Below are 15,981 nucleotides of genomic sequence, written 5' to 3' on the forward strand. Positions count from 1 at the left end.
ATAATCACTTAAGGACGACATGATGAAAAACACCTCCTGGCTGGCCGCGGCAGGCCTGATTGCCCTGACGCTCACCGGCTGTGCCCAACCGCAAAAACAGCAGGCTCAGCAGCAACTCGGTCAGCAGTCGGTACTGGCAGTCAACTGGTTCCAGCAGTCTGGCGAGTATCAGGCGCTGAGCTGGCAGGCGTTCAACACGGCACGCATGGCGTTCGATAGCGCCCCTTCGCTCACCGGCAAACCCAAAGCGGTGATTGTTGATCTGGATGAAACCATGATCGATAACAGCGCCTACAGCGCGTGGCAGGCAAAAAACGGCCAGCCGTTCTCCGGTAAAACCTGGTCAGCGTGGACGCAGGCGCGCCAGGCGACCGCGGTGCCCGGTGCCGTCGAATTTGCCAACTACGTGAATAGCCACGGCGGCACCATGTTCTACGTCTCGAACCGCGATCAGAAAGACTACGCGGCCACGGTCGATAATCTCAACAAGCTGGGCTTCAGCGGCGTAAGCGACAAAACCGTGCGTCTCAGCACCGGCAACTCCAACAAACAGGCGCGTTTTGACGCGATTAAAAACGCCGGCTATAACGTGGTGCTGTATATCGGCGATAACCTGAATGACTTCGGCGGCGCCACCTGGCATCAGGGCAACGCCCAGCGCCAGCAATTTGTCACGCTCAACCATCAGCGTTTTGGCACCCAGTTCATTGTGCTGCCAAATCCACTGTACGGCGACTGGGAGAGCGGCATGGCTGAAAACTACAATAAGTTAACCCCGGAACAGCAGCTGCAGGTGCGTGAATCCCGCATGAAAGTCTGGAACGGTAAATAATTCGTCAAGCGAAATAGCGCCTGCCCTGGCGGGCGCTTATCGCAGGCAGTCAGCGCCAGTGATATTTACGTTTCTTTGTAATTATTATTCTGCTTATCATTTTCCCGATCTCTTACTTAATCCTTCCGCCGCCTTCAGTGAAATATCATTGCAAATAACGTTAAAACCAGCTGATAACACTATTCATAAATTTAGTAATTAGGATTTTTCTCAGCTAGCAGAGTGTAATCCACCATACCAGCGTAAAGGCGCAAAAGTTTTACGTGTATATATTTGTCAGTGCATCCGAAATGCGTTTTAAAAATTAATTTTAATAATCTGATTGTATTGACTTTTAATGGAGTGCTCCATGATTGCGTCACTTGCATTAACTTACTTTGCCATGACATTTGCTGACACTTATTTTACATAAGGTCGCTTCTTCTGCCGGGCTGAAATATTCCTGGTGCAAATCAATTCATAAGCGTCTATAACCAATTTCTGTGAGAAAGCGCCGTATTCACCTGCCACAGAACGCTAAAACCGTGCTGCGCCATGCATTTATTTGCCCGGAAGCGCTATTTGCGGATACAGAGAGAAGATAATTGTGACGACCCTTAAACCCTTGTTAGCGAAAAATCGCAGTTGGGCACTCCAGCGCCGCGAGCGTAATCCAGATTACTTTGAACAATATCTGCATCAGCAGAAACCCCACTCCCTGTGGATTGGCTGTTCCGACAGTCGCGTACCGGCAGAAGTGCTGACCGGCTCGCATCCGGGCGAGCTATTTGTGCACCGCAATATCGCCAATATGGTACTACCCGATGATGACAACTTTCTCAGCGTGCTGCAGTACGCGATTTTTTATCTCGGCGTCGAGCGCATTGTGCTGTGCGGTCACTACGGCTGCGGCGGCGTGCAGGCGGCGCTGGGTCTGCCTGCCAGCCCGTTAGCGCAGGAGGATTCGGCGCTCGCCAGGCGCATTGCCGCGCTGCGCCGTGCGTTGCAGCAGGGATTAGTGGCGTATCACGCCAGTCCCGCGCAGGAAGAGGAGAGCAGCAAGCTTAACCGGCTGGTTGAAGCCAATGTTATCGCCCAGTTTAGCCAGCTGGTGCGCTGCGAGCCGGTGCAACAGGCCTGGCAGGCCGGACAGCAGCTGGATGTATTTGGCTGCGTTTATGACCTGCAGTCCGGCCATCTGAAAGAGTTAATCCAGCAATCGTCAGAGGAACCCTCATCATGAATCTGCAAACGCTTCGTCAGGATATTCCTGCTGGTCTGGTGGTGTTTCTGGTGGCACTGCCACTGTGTCTGGGCATCGCGCAGGCCAGCGGTCTGCCGCCCTTTGCCGGTCTGCTCACCGGGGTGATCGGCGGTCTGCTGGTTACCGCGCTCAGTCCCTCGCGCTATGCCGTGAGCGGCCCGGCGGCGGGGCTGGTGACCATTGTTGTGGCCTCAATCCAGACGCTCGGCAGCTTTTCCGCGTTTCTCACCGCGCTGATTCTGGCTGGCGTGCTGCAGTGCATGCTCGGCCTGCTGCGCGCCGGTCGTTTTATCTCACTGGTGCCAGGCAGCGTCATCAAAGGGATGCTGGCGGCCATTGGCCTGCTGTTGATTATGCAGCAGATTCCGGTGGCGCTGGGCGCAGCGAGCGATGCCGGTCTGCAGTCGCTGGTCAGCGGGGAGTTTTCGTTTTCGCTCAGCGCGATGCTGGTGGCCGGTAGCGGGCTGCTGATTCTGTGGCTGTGGACCACGCCCGCGATCAAGGCAGTTAAAGCGCTGAGCTGGATCCCCGGCCCGCTGGTGGCGGTGCTGTTTGGCTGCCTCGCCACGGTGTTGGGCGATCGCCTGTTTCCCAGCCTCGGCGAAGGCCTGCCGCGTATCGTACTGCCGGCGTTTGACAGTATGTCGGCGCTGGTGGCGGAGCTGGAAACCCCAGACTGGCTGGCGTGGCAGAATCCGTCGGTGTGGGTGGTAGCGATTACGCTGGCGCTGGTGGCCAGCCTTGAAACGCTGCTCAGTCAGGAGGCGCTGAAAAAACTGCGTCCGCAGCACCCGGCGCCGTCACCGAATAAAGAGATGTTCGCGCAGGGCATCGGTAACCTGACCGCCGGCTTGCTCGGTGCGATGCCTATTACCGCGGTGATTGTGCGCAGTTCGGTCAACGTCAGCGTTGGTGCCCAAACCAAACTGTCGATTCTGCTGCACGGCGTGCTGCTGCTGATTTGTGGCTTGTGGTTCAGCGCTCTGCTTAACGCAATTCCGCTCGCCAGTCTGGCCGCAGTGCTGCTGTATACCGGCTATAAGCTGGCAACGCCGCGCCTGTTCGTCGAACAGATTCGCATGGGCGCGCAGCAGTACATGCCGTTTCTTGCCACCATCGGCGGCATCATTGTGTTTGGCATGCTGGCCGGGATTGGCATCGGTATCGCGACGCAGATTCTGTGCAGCATCTACCACAGCCACCGCAACGCGCTGCAGCTTACCCGCTATGACGACCATTACGTGCTGCGCTTTCAGCAAAACCTGACCTTTATGCACAACCCGAAGTTGCAGGGGCTGCTGGCGGAGATCCCGGAAAATAGCGTGGTGATTGTCGATCACGATAACGCCGAGTATATGGATCCGGACGTGAAAGCGGTGCTGCAGGATTTCGGGGATAGCGCCGGTGAGCGCGGCATCCGGCTGAGCCAGTGGCCGGTGGCGGTGAAATAACGTTCCCGCGCACAGTCATGCAGTTTTTTTCGCCAGAATCGGATATCCCGGATATCCGATTTTTTTATTTATACGGCATAATTGCCGCTCACAGCGCCTGCCTGCTTCACTCCCTTTTGGCGGGGCTGGTAGCTCGTCTCTGGCTTTCATGGCAGAGTGAGCGCCGCTCAGTCGCAGAGCAGGGCGATGAACACCGGTTTAATTAGCGAATTATCGCACGGATTTTTCAGGTTAAATGATTGCTGATGCCAGCGACGGATGGCAGCGATTTCAGGTTACAGGGTTCAGACGTATGCACGTTAAGCTGTTTGAAGAGAATAATGTTAAAAAGAATGCTCTTTCGCTGTGTCTTATTACGCTGTTCTTCTGCTTTGTTGGCAGCCACCTGCGTATTCCCGAAGAGTTTTCCCTGTTCTGGCCGGTGAATGCCCTCATCGCCGGTTTAATGGTGCGCAACCCGTTTTTACACACCACCTCCAGTTATCTGGTGTGTTTTGCCGCCATGATTTTCAACGATACGGTTTTTTCCGGCTGGGCACTGCCAGCGGTGACGATTAATTTTGCCAATATCCTGTTTATCCTGGTGTCAGTGAGCATGCTGATTAAGCATCTGCAATCGCCAACTGCAAACAGCCAGGTGTTCAACGCCATGCGCATCTTTCCGGCGTGCCTGCTCGGCGCGGCAGCCTGCGCTACCTGGGGTGCGTGGGCGCAGGATATCGACTTCAACGCGCGCTTTGTGGTGGCGTGGGCCGACTGGTTCAGCGAGCAGTTCTCCACCTCGCTGATGCTGCTGCCGGTGATGCTGACGCGTCCGCTGCGCAGCGTGCCGCTGCGGACGCTGATTCATCCGGCCAGGTTGCTGCCGCTGCTCGCCGTGGCGCTGTCGCTCACGGTGGGGGCGCTGATTGGTGGCGCGGGAAGTCTGACCTTCCCGGTACCGGCGCTGATCTGGTGTGCCATTGTTCTGCCGATTCCGATCACCAGCCTGGTGATTCTGTTCACCGGCATCACCGAGATCGTGCTGGTCTCGCACGGCGTGATGAATATTCAGGGCGATGATTCGCTGCTGCCCATCAGCCATCTCACTTCTGCACGGCTCGGCGTGGCCACCGTGGCGCTCAGCCCGCTGCTGGTGGCGGTGAGCATGGACGCCATTCGCCAGCTTAACCATCGCCTGGCATTGCGCGCCAATTACGATTTTCTCACCCAGCTACTGTCGCGCTCCGGCCTGTATGAAAACCTGCGCCAGCAGCCGTTTTCCCTGCAGCGTGAAGCCGGCGTGATTATGCTGGATGTCGACTACTTCAAAGCCATTAATGACAATTTTGGCCATGATGCCGGCGATGGCGTGCTGGAGGAAATTGCGCGCCGTATTCAGCACGTGGTTGGCAGTCGTGGCCTGGTGTGCCGCTTTGGCGGCGAAGAATTCGTGGTGGTGGTGTTTGATTACACCCACAGCCAGCTGTTTCAGCTGGCCGAAGTGATTCGGCAGGCAATGGTGAAAGAGAAGTTCTGGATTCAGGGCAACACCGTGACCGTGACGGTCAGCCTCGGCCTGGCGCGCGGCGGTGCGGTTAACGAACGTGAATGGCCGGGGGTAATCAACCGGCTGGTGTCGGCGGCGGATAAACACCTTTACGTTGCCAAGCGCAACGGCCGCAATCAGACCTCACCGGCAATCGCGCCACGCAGCATGGCGCATGACGTGGCCTGAGCCACGCCATCGCAGGTTATACGCTGCTTTTCAGCTGGCTGGATTGCTGATGACGCTGCTGCGCCAGCTCAATCAGGCGGGTAATCAGATCGCTGTAGCTCAGGCCGGCCGCCTGCCACAGTTTGGGATACATGCTGATGTTGGTGAAGCCGGGTAAGGTATTCACTTCGTTGACAATAATGTCGCCCGTTTCGGTGAGGAATACATCAACGCGCGCCATGCCAAAGCACTCCAGCGCCTGGAACGCGGTAATCGCTACAGCCCGAATGGCCTCGCTGGCTTCCGCACTGATGTCAGCCGGTACCACCACCTGCGCGCCGCTCTCGCTGATATATTTGGTGTCATACGAGTAGAAGGCGTCGTGCACCACAATTTCACCGCACGGGCTGGCTTCTGGCGCCTCGTTACCCAGCACCGCGCATTCAATTTCACGGCCGCTGATGCCCTGTTCAATCAGCACTTTGCGGTCAAAGCGGAACGCCAGATCCAGCGCCGCGTCGAATTCGTCCGGCTGCGTCACTTTGCTCACCCCAACGGATGAACCCTGATTGGCTGGCTTGATAAACAGCGGCAGGCCAAAGCGCGCAATCACCGCCTGCACATCCAGCGCCGCGCGCTGCGTCTGGGTGACGCTCAGCCACGGTGCCACTTTCAGGCCGGCATCGCGCAGCAGGCGTTTAGTGAAATCTTTGTCCATGCTGACCGCGGAACCCAGCACATCCGACCCGACAAACGGCAGATTGGCCATGCGCAGCAGCCCCTGCAGCGAGCCATCTTCGCCCAGCGTGCCGTGCACAATCGGGAAGATGACATCCAGCTGCGACAGCGGCTGCGCCTGCTGCCGCGTAATCAGCTGTTCCGCGCGGCTGCCGGGCACCAGCGCCACGTTTTCACCGGAGCGGTTCAGGGCAATCAGCGCCGGATTGTCGGCGTTGAGCAGAAAGCCTGAAGCGTCATTGAGATGCCACTCGCCCTGTTTGTCGATCCCCAGCAGCACCACGTCGTATTTGTTTTTATCGATCGCCTCAAGAATATTTTTGGCCGACTGTAACGACACTTCATGTTCGGCCGACTTGCCGCCAAATACGATACCTACCCGCTGTTTTGCCATTGCTCTTTGTCCGGTTGCAGTAAAGCGAGCAGCTAAGATAACACGCCCAGGACAGCGCTCAACAGCGCCGCGATTATTCTGCAATCGATCGGTCGCCAGACCGCATTCAATCGGGCTTTGCCCACTTTATTCATAAATATTCTCCACCGTTTGAGACAAGTCTTGGACGGCCTGAAAGCTGCCTTCTGTCAGAATTTTCCCAATTCAAAGAAAAGTCTGCGGTGGACGATGCGTCCACCGTTTTTTGTCAGGTTTACAGGAGTCGGGAAATGATGGACCAGAAGCAGAATGCCGTGGAGCAGGATGCGCGTTCTGTTGCTCGTATCGAAACCACCGTGGATGACACGCTGTTAAAAAGCGTGGCGTGGATTTGCAAACACTACAAACGCGAGAAGAGTGAAGAGGCGCTGGTCGCCGGCCTGCCAAAAGCGACGCTGCTGTCGCCGTCGCAGGCGATGACCGCTCTGGAGAACGCTGGCATTACCGGCGGCATGGTCGAACGCCGCCTGCAGGATCTGCCGGAGCAACTGATGCCGATGATATTGCTGCGGCAGAACGGCGGCGGCTGCATTGTGCTGTCGCGGCGCATTCACACCAATGAGGAAAATCAGCGCGAGCTGCGCTTCCAGCTGATCATGCCGGAGGTGAGTGATAAAGCGGTGGAGATGAGTCTGGCGGAGCTCAACGAGATTTACGCCGGCTTTGCGGTGATGGCGAAACCGGCGGCGGTACTGGATGAGCGCGCCAGCGAAATGCTGCCGGAAGTTAAAGGTCACTGGCTGTTCAGCACTCTGTGGCGCTACCGCCGTTACTACCGCAGCGCCGCCATTGCCGCCGTGCTGATCAACGTGCTGGCACTCTCCAGCATCTTCTTCACCATGAACGTCTACGATCGCGTGGTGCCGAACCAGGCCTTTGTTACGCTGTGGTCGCTGGCGATTGGCGTCACCATCGCTATGATCTTCGAAGCCATTACCCGCTTTGTGCGGGCGCATCTGCTGGACATGGCGGGCAAAAAGGCCGACCTGGTGCTGGGCAGCATGCTGTTCCGTCAGGCGCTGTCGATCCAGATGGAGCACAAGCCGGCCTCATCAGGCACTTTCGCCAACCAGATCCGTGAATACGAATCGGTGCGCGATTTTGTTGCTTCGGCGACGCTGGCGGCGATTTCGGATCTGCCGTTTATCCTGATGTTCGTCGGCGTGATCTTCTTTATCAGCGGTCCGCTGGCGATTATTCCGTTGATGATGATCCCGCTGATCATCATCGTCAGCGCCGCGATCCAGTGGCCGCTGGCGCGTATCATGAAGGAGAACCTGCGCGATGCGTCGCTGAAACAGGGCGTGCTGATCGAGTCGGTTGAAGGCATGGAAACGCTGAAAGCCGTGGGCGGTGAAGCGCATATGCAGCGCCGCTGGGAGAACTTCAGCGCGCTGCAGTCGGCTAACTCAATGAAGTCAAAACGCTATTCGACGCTGGCAACCGGCGTGGTGACCTTTCTGCAGCAGTTTCAGACCGTGATGCTGGTGGTGGCCGGGGTTTATCTGATCAACGCCGGCACCTTCACCATGGGTGCGATGATAGCCACCGTGATGCTGGCCAGCCGCGCCACCGGCCCGCTGGGTCAGGTGATTGGTCTGGCGGTGCGTTATCAGCAGGCCAAAGCGGCGCTGACCTCGCTGAATAAGCTGATGGAGATGCCGGTCGATCGCGACAGCAGCAAAACCTACCTGACCGATCCGCCGCTGACCGGCGAGATCTCCCTCAGCAATGTCAGCTTCTCTTATCCGGCACCGCCGATGAAGCCCAATCCGGAGATCCTCAAAGACATCTCGCTGACCATCAAGGCCGGTGAGCGCGTGGCGATTCTTGGCCGCATCGGTAGCGGTAAATCGACGCTGTTACGCGTGATGGCGCGTCTGTATCAGCCGGTGAAAGGGCAGATCTCCGCCGACGGACTCGATGTTAACCAGATCGATCCGGCCGACTGGCGCAAAGCAGTGGGCTTCGTCAGCCAGGATGCGCGCCTGTTCTATGGCACGCTGCGCGAGAACGTGATGATTGGCCGGCCGGATGCCACCGCGAATGAACTGCTGCGTGTGCTGAATTTGACCGGTCTCGATCACGTGGCGGCGCGCCATCCGAGCGGCATCAACCTGTCGGTCGGCGAGGGCGGTGAAGGGCTGTCGGGCGGTCAGCGTCAGTTAGTGTCGCTGGCGCGAACCCTGCTGACGCGGCCCAAAGTGCTGCTGATGGATGAACCAACCAGCGCCATGGACAGCATGACCGAAAGCCAGTTCCTCGCGCATCTGCGTCGCGCCAGCGAAGGCCACACGCTGATCGTCGTGACGCATCGTCCGTCAATTCTGGCGCTGGTCGACCGCATCATCGTGGTTGAGGAAGGAAAAATTGTCGCGGATGGCCCGAAAGAGCAGGTGCTGGCCGCGCTGGAAGGTAAAGGTAAAACCCGCCAGCCGCCGCGTCAGGCGGTAGAGCAGGCGGCGCGCGCACCCGCGCCGGCTAACGATGCTTCGGCAACGTCAGAGCCCGCCGTCGCCGCGGCAGAGGAGGCCGCAGTATGATCAAGTTAATGCCATGGCGCAGCCGCAGCAAAAATCTCTCCGCTGCGGATGCCGAATTCATGAATGACGTGCAGGCATCCCTGCTGTCGCAAACCACGCCGGGATCGAAACTGGTGATGTGGATCATCATCGCGGTGATTGGCATCGGTCTCACCTGGGCAAACTATGCGCGGGTGGAGGAGATCACCAAAGGCGACGGAAAAGTGATTTCCCGCAGCCGCGAGCAGGTGATTCAGAGTCTGGAAGGCGGCATTCTCGCCGAAATGAATGTGCGTGAAGGCACGGTGGTCAACCGGGGCGACGTCCTGCTGAAAATCGATCCGACGCGTGCGCAATCAAGCTATCGCGAGGCGCTGAGCAAAGTAATTGGCCTGAAGGGCAGCATTGCGCGTCTGCGTGCCGAAGCCTACGCGCAGCCATTGACGTTTGACGAGCAGGTGCAGAGCGATCCTGCCGTGGTTGCGCAGGAGACCAAAGCCTATGAATCACGCAAGCGCGCGCTGAACGACAGTATTAACTCACTGCAGCGCAGCTATGCCCTGTCGATGCGTGAAATTCGTCTGGCGGAGCCGCTGGCGGCGAAAGGATTGCTGTCTGAGGTCGAGTTGCTGCGCATGCAGCGCCAGGCGAACGACATCCAGGCGCAGATTGTCGAGCGGCGTAACCGTTACCAGTCTGATGCCAACACCGAACTGGCACGACTGGAGCTGGAACTCAGCCAGGTAAGCGAAAACCTGATTGGCCGCGCGGACGTGGTCGAGCGCACCACCATTACCGCACCGGTACGCGGCACGGTGAAAAACGTGCGCGTTAACACCATCGGCGGCGTGATTCAGCCCGGTGAGCACATCCTGGAAATCGTGCCGCTGGAAGAGCAACTGCTGGTGGAAGGAAAAATCCGTCCTTCTGATGTCGCCTTCCTGCGTCCGGGGCTGCCGGCCAAAGTGAAAATCACCGCCTACGACTTCGCCATCTACGGCGGACTGGATGGCCACGTGGAATACATCAGTCCGGATACGCTGAAAGACGATCAGAAAGCCGCTTCCGGCCGCCCGGATGACACCTATTACCGCGTGTTGATCCTCACCGATAAAAGCACGCTGCACGCAGGCAATAAAGATCTGCCGATCATTCCCGGCATGGTGGCCACGGTGGAAATCCGCACCGGCGAGAAAACCATCCTTGATTACCTGCTGAAGCCGGTACTTAAGGCGAAAGAAGCCTTCCGCGAGCGTTAATAACCATGAAAAATAATAATATGCACCGTCGCGCAGCGGCGCGGCGCCTCTCTTTGCTTGCCGGTTGCATTACGGTCATGATGGCTCCGGCCATCAGCGTAATGGCCGATTCGACCAGTGAACTGATGATGTTTGCCGAGATGAGCGGACATCGCCCGGCCGCCCCCGCCGCGGCACCGGTACGTAGCGCACCGGTACAGCGCGTGCCTGTTGCGCCAGCCCAGCGCTTTGCAACCGCGCCGGCACCGCAACCGATGTTTACGCAACCTCAGGCCGTGCCGGTTGCTCCACCGGTCGCCGTGCCACGCGCTCAGCCGGCACCAGCACCAGCGCCAGCAGCGCCGATTGCCCCGCCGCCGGTGCAGCCGGTGCAGGGCGGTGGTTTCCTGACGGAGGAGCAGCGCCAGCCGGAACCAAAGCAGACGAATCCGCTGCTGAAATCGGTACGCACTTTCAACCCACAGCAGCCTGCGCCGGTGCCGGTGAATGAAGCAGAAGTAAAAGCACAGAGCGAGTTCAGCTATGTCAGCCCGCCGGTAGCGGAAACCAGAACCACCGCCGCCGATGCCGCCGTGGCGCGTTCCCCGGTCAGCCTGAGCGGCGCGGTGGATGAAACCGTGGCTGAATCCGAGCTGCGGCAGAAATTCCTCTCGGCCGCGCGCATCACCTGGCGCATCAGCCCGGCGCTGAAATCGTCCGTGGCGCAGACCGATGCCGCCGCTGCCAGCGTGGATGAGGCGAAAGGGCAGCGCTGGCCGCAGCTGGATGTCAGCGCCAGTTCGGCCACTAAAGAGTTTGGTGGCGGGGTAAAAAGCTATGACGGTCAGAGCAACGTGCCGGCTCTCGGCGTATCGATGGCGACCAACCTGATTGATTTCGGTCAGACCAGCCGCACCATCGAGAGCCGCGAAGAGCGCGTGACCTCGGCGCAGCAGGCGTCGCAGGCGCAGCGAGAAGAGCTGGCGATGCAGGTCAGCAACGCGCTGATTGAGTGGAACAAGCAGCAGCGGATCATTGCCATCAGCCAGCAGTACGTGGCGCGCATGACGGAACTGACCACCATGCTGAGCGGTATTGTGCAGTCGGATACTGGCCGTCGCAGCGAACTGACGCAGGCCAAAGGCCGGCTGCTGCAGGCGCAGAGCTATCTGGAGAATGCTGAGTCGCGCGCACGCGATGTCGAAATCACGCTGAACCGCCTGATGGGCAACAGCCGCGTGACGCTGCCAGCCAGCGATCGCTGGGCGATGAATTTTGGCGATCTCAACCGCCAGCTGGCCAGCCTGGATTATCATCCGCTGATCCAGCGCGCCAGCGCAGAAACGCGAGCGGCGTTTAAAGAAGCGGAAGCGATCAAAGCTTCTGGCCTGCCAAAACTCAACTGGACGGTAAGCAAAAGCACGCGTGAGGATCAGCTCGGTCGTCAGCAGGCGTGGCAAACCGGCATCAACGTTAGCTGGGGCCTGTTCCGCGGCGGTTCAACCAACGCGCAGGAGATTGCGGCGATTAAACGCGCCGAAGCCAGTCGTCAGCAGGTGCAGGAGCAGCGGCGCGATCTGGAGAATCGCGTGCGCGCCGCCAGCCAGGATGCGCACTCCATGGCCGATCGCGCCGCGCTGTATAAGAGTCTGATTGTCGAGTCTGACCGCATCCGCAAAGACTTTTTCGATCAGTGGTATCACCTCGGACGCCGCTCGCTGCTGGATGTTCTGAGCGCCGAGAGCGATCTGTATAACAACCAGGTGAGCGAAGTGAGCAATCGCTTTGACAGCTACGCGGCGATCATTCGCGGCTACTCCAGTGCCGGCATCCTCAGCCGCTGGCTCACCACCGGACGCTAAGCGTCAGCGCGCTGTGGCGGGTTAGCCGGTACCAGAACCAGCAGCGCAACCGGGATGGCAGCGAACAGCAGCAGTGCCGCAGCGGCGCTGCTGCTGTAGATTTGCGCAAAGAGTATCGCCCCGCCAATTTGCCCAATCGCCAGCGTCAGAAACGCCGCCGCCACGCCGGAGGCCGCATTCTGTGGCGTGGCGGCGGCACCCGCAACCAGCAGAATACCCGACAGCGTGACATATCCCGCGCCGCACAGTGCCGCCGCCGGTACCAGCCAGTAGCTAAAGTGGGTGAGTGCCGCCAGCAATAGCAGCGGAACGGCCATCGCCAGTTGCGCCAGCCAGTACACCTGACGCATACCGATGCAGCGTGCCAGCGGGCCGGTCAGCGCGCCGAGAATGCTGGCTGCGCCGCTGACCAGCCACAGCATACTGGCGTGGCCCTCGTTCAGGTGGCTGTGCTGGCGTAACACATCCGGTCCAAAACACCACCACGCCGCGCTGGCGACACCGCTAAGAAAAGCGATGATGATCACCCGCAGCAGCGCGCGGTTGTGCAACCGATCGCGCCAGCCAACCGGCGATCCCGGTGGATCCGCACGCCCGGCGGGCAGGCAATAGCGTGCCAGCAGCAGGCTGATTAACGCCAGCGCAGCAAAACAGCAGCAGGCCGCGCGCCAGCCGCCGGGCACCAGTATGAAAATGGGCACTGACGCAATGATGCCCGCGCCGGTGCCGGCGTTGATGAGCGTGTTAGCGGCGGTTTGCCGCGACGCGTCAATTTGCCGGCTCACGGCACTGGCGAGCGCCGGGGAAGCCAGACCGGCACCGAGACCGGCGATAAACAGCCCACTGGCAATCAGCCATGCGCTGCTGGCAGCGGCCAGCAGCAGTAAGCCGAACATAGCCGTCAGCGCTGCCAGTATGGCGGTGCTGCGCACGCCCCAGCGCGCCAGCAGCAGCGTGGCGCCGGGCGTAGCCAGGCAGTAAGCCAGATAGCTGCAGGCGGCCAGCATGCCCGACGCGCGTGGGCTGAAGCTGATCTGTTGCGCCACCTGCGGCATCATCATTCCCCAGGCAAAACGCGCCAGTCCGTAGGTCACGGCGATCAGCATAAAGCCGCTCAGCGTCAGGCGGAGTGAGGCTTTCATGGCGCATCCGCCATCAGTTGCTCAGCCGCCAGACGCGCAGTGACCGCGGCCTGCGGACCGTCAACCAACCCGGCCATAATCGCCCCTTCAAACAGTATCCAGATGGCATCGGCCAGCGCTGACGGCGAATTTCTGTGCGAGTGCGCCACGCAGGCACGGATGTAGCCGCGCTGCCAGTAGCGATAATCCAGCGCCTGCGCCGCCAGCTCAGCATCCTGCTCCGCATACTCACCGTACGCTTTGGCAAAAAAGCAGCCGAGCGATCCTTCCGCCTGCATCCACTGTTCCAGCACCGAAAACAGCTGGCTGATGGCCGCTGGATCGTCTGGCTGTGACAATAAATCGACAAAGCGCTGCCGGCGCGCGGTCATCACCGCGGCGGTTAACCGCTCGCGCGACGGAAAGTGCTGATAGAGCGTACGCGTGGAGACCTTCGCCTCACGGCAAATGTAATCGGTGCTGGTGGCATGAAAACCGTTGTTGTAGAACAGCCGCTCGGCAGCGTTCAGGATGTGTTGTTTTTTACGCATACCTTAAAAAGTAAACCGATCGTTTTACTTTTGCAAAGTTGCGGGGGCAAAAATCGGGTGCGAGGCGGTTAATCACTGCCTGTTTCGAGGATGCAGCTTTGAAGGAATTATCAATCAGGAAACGCGCTTAGCCGAGTCGGGCGATGCGCGCTCGGGCCTCATCCAGATGCTGTTGTAACGCGGCGAGGCAGGGCGCAAAACGCGCTGAGAAACCATCGCAACTGTTCGCCAGAGACAAAAATTCCTCCGCCAAAGCCAGCGCTTCCCGCCATGTATCGCTGCTGACCACTTCCGGCAGTGACGCTGGCCGCAGCGTATTCACGATGGCGCCGCCCGCTCTGGGCGCAAAGCCCATCGGCAGAATGTCATAAGCTGGCGCGAGGTGATAAGGACGGCCATGGCGACTGATGAATGACAGGTTACCGGCGTGCATGTCGGTATTGCCGATCAGCATGCCGAATGCCCAAAGCCGGGCCGTGCTATTAGCGGCCTCAGAATGGACACACTTTTCCGCCACAAGCTGGTTGACGAGGACCGGCCAGCTTGCGCTGGCATTGCCGACGAACTCCGCATCAAGCGCGCGCAGCGAAAACACGCCGATACGGCCCATTTTGCCCACCCGATCAAAGCGGGGGATTTCGAGGAAGCGCTGCCCTGCAATATCAAACACGTCGGTCTCAACACCCAGCACTTTCAGGGCCAGATGTTCAGCCATCAGCAGATCGCGCCAGCGTTCACTGACTGGGTTGTCATCTGCTGCGGTGAATTTCACCAGCACATGACCGCGTTCGGTATAGGTGCAGAATTTGGGCTGCTCGCCACCCGCAGATGAGCCCGGCACCTCACCAGCGCCCGCGGCCCGCGCCAGCTCGGGATACGCCGTCTCGCGCTCCACGGGAGTCGGTTCGGGCATTTCCAGGAAACGGCTGCGCGCCTGCTCGCCGATCAGCAGGTTGCCAATCGCATCATGACCTTGCGCCAGCAGCGCTCTGACGACATCTGCGTCCGCCCATTGTTCGGGATTCGCCGGCAGACCGAGCCCGCTGACATAAGTCGAGGCATACGCTCTGCCGAGATAGCCCTGTGGTCGCATGTCAAACAGCCACCACGGCAGCCCGTCACTGTGAAAGCTTTTGTGGTCCGCCTGCACCATCACAAACCCTTCCGGACGAACCGGAATCAGCTCGCCGAGAGGTTTGATTTGCCCCTCATCGGTAACGCGGTAAATCGGGGCCGAGCGGAATCCGCGAAACGTATCCCGCAGGGCATATTGAATAGATGGACCCGCCCCGATTTTGACGATGTCATCACCCAGTTCTCTAATCGCACGGGAAAGCGTAGGCTGGCTTATGCCCATTTTTTCAATGAGTTGTCTTGCTGTCATCGGCCCGCTATAGAGAAGCTGGCGTATGTTTTTTGAATGTAATGACATGTGTTTGAGTAGCTTTTGAATAGTTTTGTGAATAGATATATGAATAGTTTTTGAGTAGTTATGTTAGCAAGTAAATAGCTGGCAGTCACTGGGATGTGCCACGCTTGGTGTGCAAATGTGTGGTTCTGTAGGAAGTTGAGGCTGCATGCAGGCTTAATGAGATAGATTCTCGCGTCGTTGTTTGTAAGAGGCGGTTGTCAACACAATGACAGCGTGAGGCAGTATGAGCCGGAAAGGCTGGCAAGACAGGTGATTTCAGGTTGAAAGTGGGAAGGGTGCTGCGCATTGGAGTTTTAACTGTATCAGTAAAAAATGCTGGCCTTACATCGCTATTGTTGAAGTCAAAATAGTAAAGCCACCTGTTTAAGGGTGACTCAAGTAAATCAGATGAACAAGTTATTGGCGGCCTTCGCTAAGTTCGAACCACCGAACAAGCGATGATAAGTCTCAATTTTAAACTAGAAAAATCAGTGATTTAATGATTTTTAAGTTTTATCTAAGCCGAATAGTGATGAAAAGTGGCACATAGCGTTGAGCTCTGCTGCCACTTTGCTGCCAATTTATGATGAGATGAAATATGTGAATCAAGAAGCTCTAATTCAAAATGCTCTTGAGTTTTACCAACAATCAAGTAAATGCATATAATTTTAATTGGCTTGTTTCAATATAAATAATTTGATTGAGTTGGAGTCTATTTTTCAAACACAACTCCCGCAATGAAATTTAAACTAGTAAAAAATATTCAATCATATAATAAATTATTATATCCCATGTCATGCTTTTATTCTGACATGTTAATGATTTGGCCGTCATTGAAAATCATCTTCTTGTTCCCAGTGACATAATTATGCACTATACCTAA

At 58.0% G+C, this 15,981-nt stretch carries 11 protein-coding genes; 7 read left to right on the forward strand and 4 right to left on the reverse strand.

Going from position 1 to position 15,981, the window contains the following annotated elements:
- Positions 1-22: 22 nt before the first annotated feature.
- From CBW22_RS04665 to CBW22_RS04680, 4 genes are all read left to right on the forward strand, one after another.
- Complete coding sequence (locus CBW22_RS04665) at positions 23-832, forward strand: 5'-nucleotidase, lipoprotein e(P4) family (RefSeq protein WP_088516134.1); 810 nt, start codon at positions 23-25, stop codon at positions 830-832.
- A 580-nt stretch (positions 833-1,412) separates the two neighbouring features.
- A complete protein-coding gene (locus CBW22_RS04670; protein WP_058771348.1) occupies positions 1,413-2,054 on the forward strand; it encodes a carbonic anhydrase in 642 nt (213 codons plus the stop codon).
- The gene (locus CBW22_RS04675; protein WP_176428082.1) at positions 2,051-3,526 is read left to right on the forward strand and encodes a SulP family inorganic anion transporter; all 1,476 of its coding nucleotides are present in this window, start codon (positions 2,051-2,053) and stop codon (positions 3,524-3,526) included. The genes CBW22_RS04670 and CBW22_RS04675 overlap by 4 nt, the downstream gene beginning before the upstream one ends.
- A 292-nt stretch (positions 3,527-3,818) precedes the next feature.
- Positions 3,819-5,243, forward strand: coding sequence for a GGDEF domain-containing protein (locus CBW22_RS04680; protein ID WP_088516135.1), 1,425 nt, complete (start codon positions 3,819-3,821; stop codon positions 5,241-5,243).
- Between the two features lie 16 nt (positions 5,244-5,259).
- Here the strand turns inward: CBW22_RS04680 and ddlA are convergent, their stop codons facing one another.
- The gene (ddlA, locus tag CBW22_RS04685; protein WP_021509683.1) at positions 5,260-6,354 is read right to left on the reverse strand and encodes a D-alanine--D-alanine ligase; all 1,095 of its coding nucleotides are present in this window, start codon (positions 6,352-6,354) and stop codon (positions 5,260-5,262) included.
- 269 nt (positions 6,355-6,623) lie between these two features.
- On the opposite strand from ddlA, the gene CBW22_RS04690 reads away from it, so the two are divergent.
- The 3 genes from CBW22_RS04690 to CBW22_RS04700 are packed head-to-tail and all read left to right on the forward strand — an operon-like array spanning position 6,624 to position 12,015.
- Positions 6,624-8,936 (forward strand): type I secretion system permease/ATPase, encoded by a 2,313-nt coding sequence (locus tag CBW22_RS04690; protein WP_021509682.1) that lies wholly within the window; start codon positions 6,624-6,626, stop codon positions 8,934-8,936.
- Positions 8,933-10,174: an HlyD family type I secretion periplasmic adaptor subunit gene (locus tag CBW22_RS04695; RefSeq protein WP_021509681.1), complete on the forward strand. Its 1,242-nt coding sequence runs from the start codon at positions 8,933-8,935 to the stop codon at positions 10,172-10,174. The genes CBW22_RS04690 and CBW22_RS04695 overlap by 4 nt, the downstream gene beginning before the upstream one ends.
- A 5-nt stretch (positions 10,175-10,179) precedes the next feature.
- Positions 10,180-12,015: a TolC family protein gene (locus CBW22_RS04700; RefSeq protein WP_088516136.1), complete on the forward strand. Its 1,836-nt coding sequence runs from the start codon at positions 10,180-10,182 to the stop codon at positions 12,013-12,015.
- On the opposite strand, the gene CBW22_RS04705 is transcribed toward CBW22_RS04700, so the two are convergent.
- The 3 genes from CBW22_RS04705 to yjjJ form a co-directional block, all read right to left on the reverse strand.
- On the reverse strand, positions 12,012-13,157 hold the full coding sequence (locus CBW22_RS04705) for an MFS transporter (RefSeq protein ID WP_088516137.1): 1,146 nt from the start codon (positions 13,155-13,157) through the stop codon (positions 12,012-12,014). The genes CBW22_RS04700 and CBW22_RS04705 overlap by 4 nt on opposite strands.
- Positions 13,154-13,687 carry a TetR/AcrR family transcriptional regulator gene (locus CBW22_RS04710; RefSeq protein ID WP_088516138.1) on the reverse strand — a complete coding sequence of 178 codons (534 nt, stop codon included), beginning with the start codon at positions 13,685-13,687 and terminating at the stop codon, positions 13,154-13,156. Before CBW22_RS04710 ends, CBW22_RS04705 begins: the two co-directional genes overlap by 4 nt.
- A gap of 127 nt (positions 13,688-13,814) precedes the next feature.
- Positions 13,815-15,119: a type II toxin-antitoxin system HipA family toxin YjjJ gene (yjjJ, locus tag CBW22_RS04715; RefSeq protein ID WP_088516139.1), complete on the reverse strand. Its 1,305-nt coding sequence runs from the start codon at positions 15,117-15,119 to the stop codon at positions 13,815-13,817.
- Positions 15,120-15,981: the final 862 nt, after the last annotated feature.

Origin of the sequence: Pantoea sp. VS1 (genome assembly GCF_002207995.1) — a bacterium.
Lineage (GTDB): Bacteria > Pseudomonadota > Gammaproteobacteria > Enterobacterales > Enterobacteriaceae > Pantoea > Pantoea dispersa.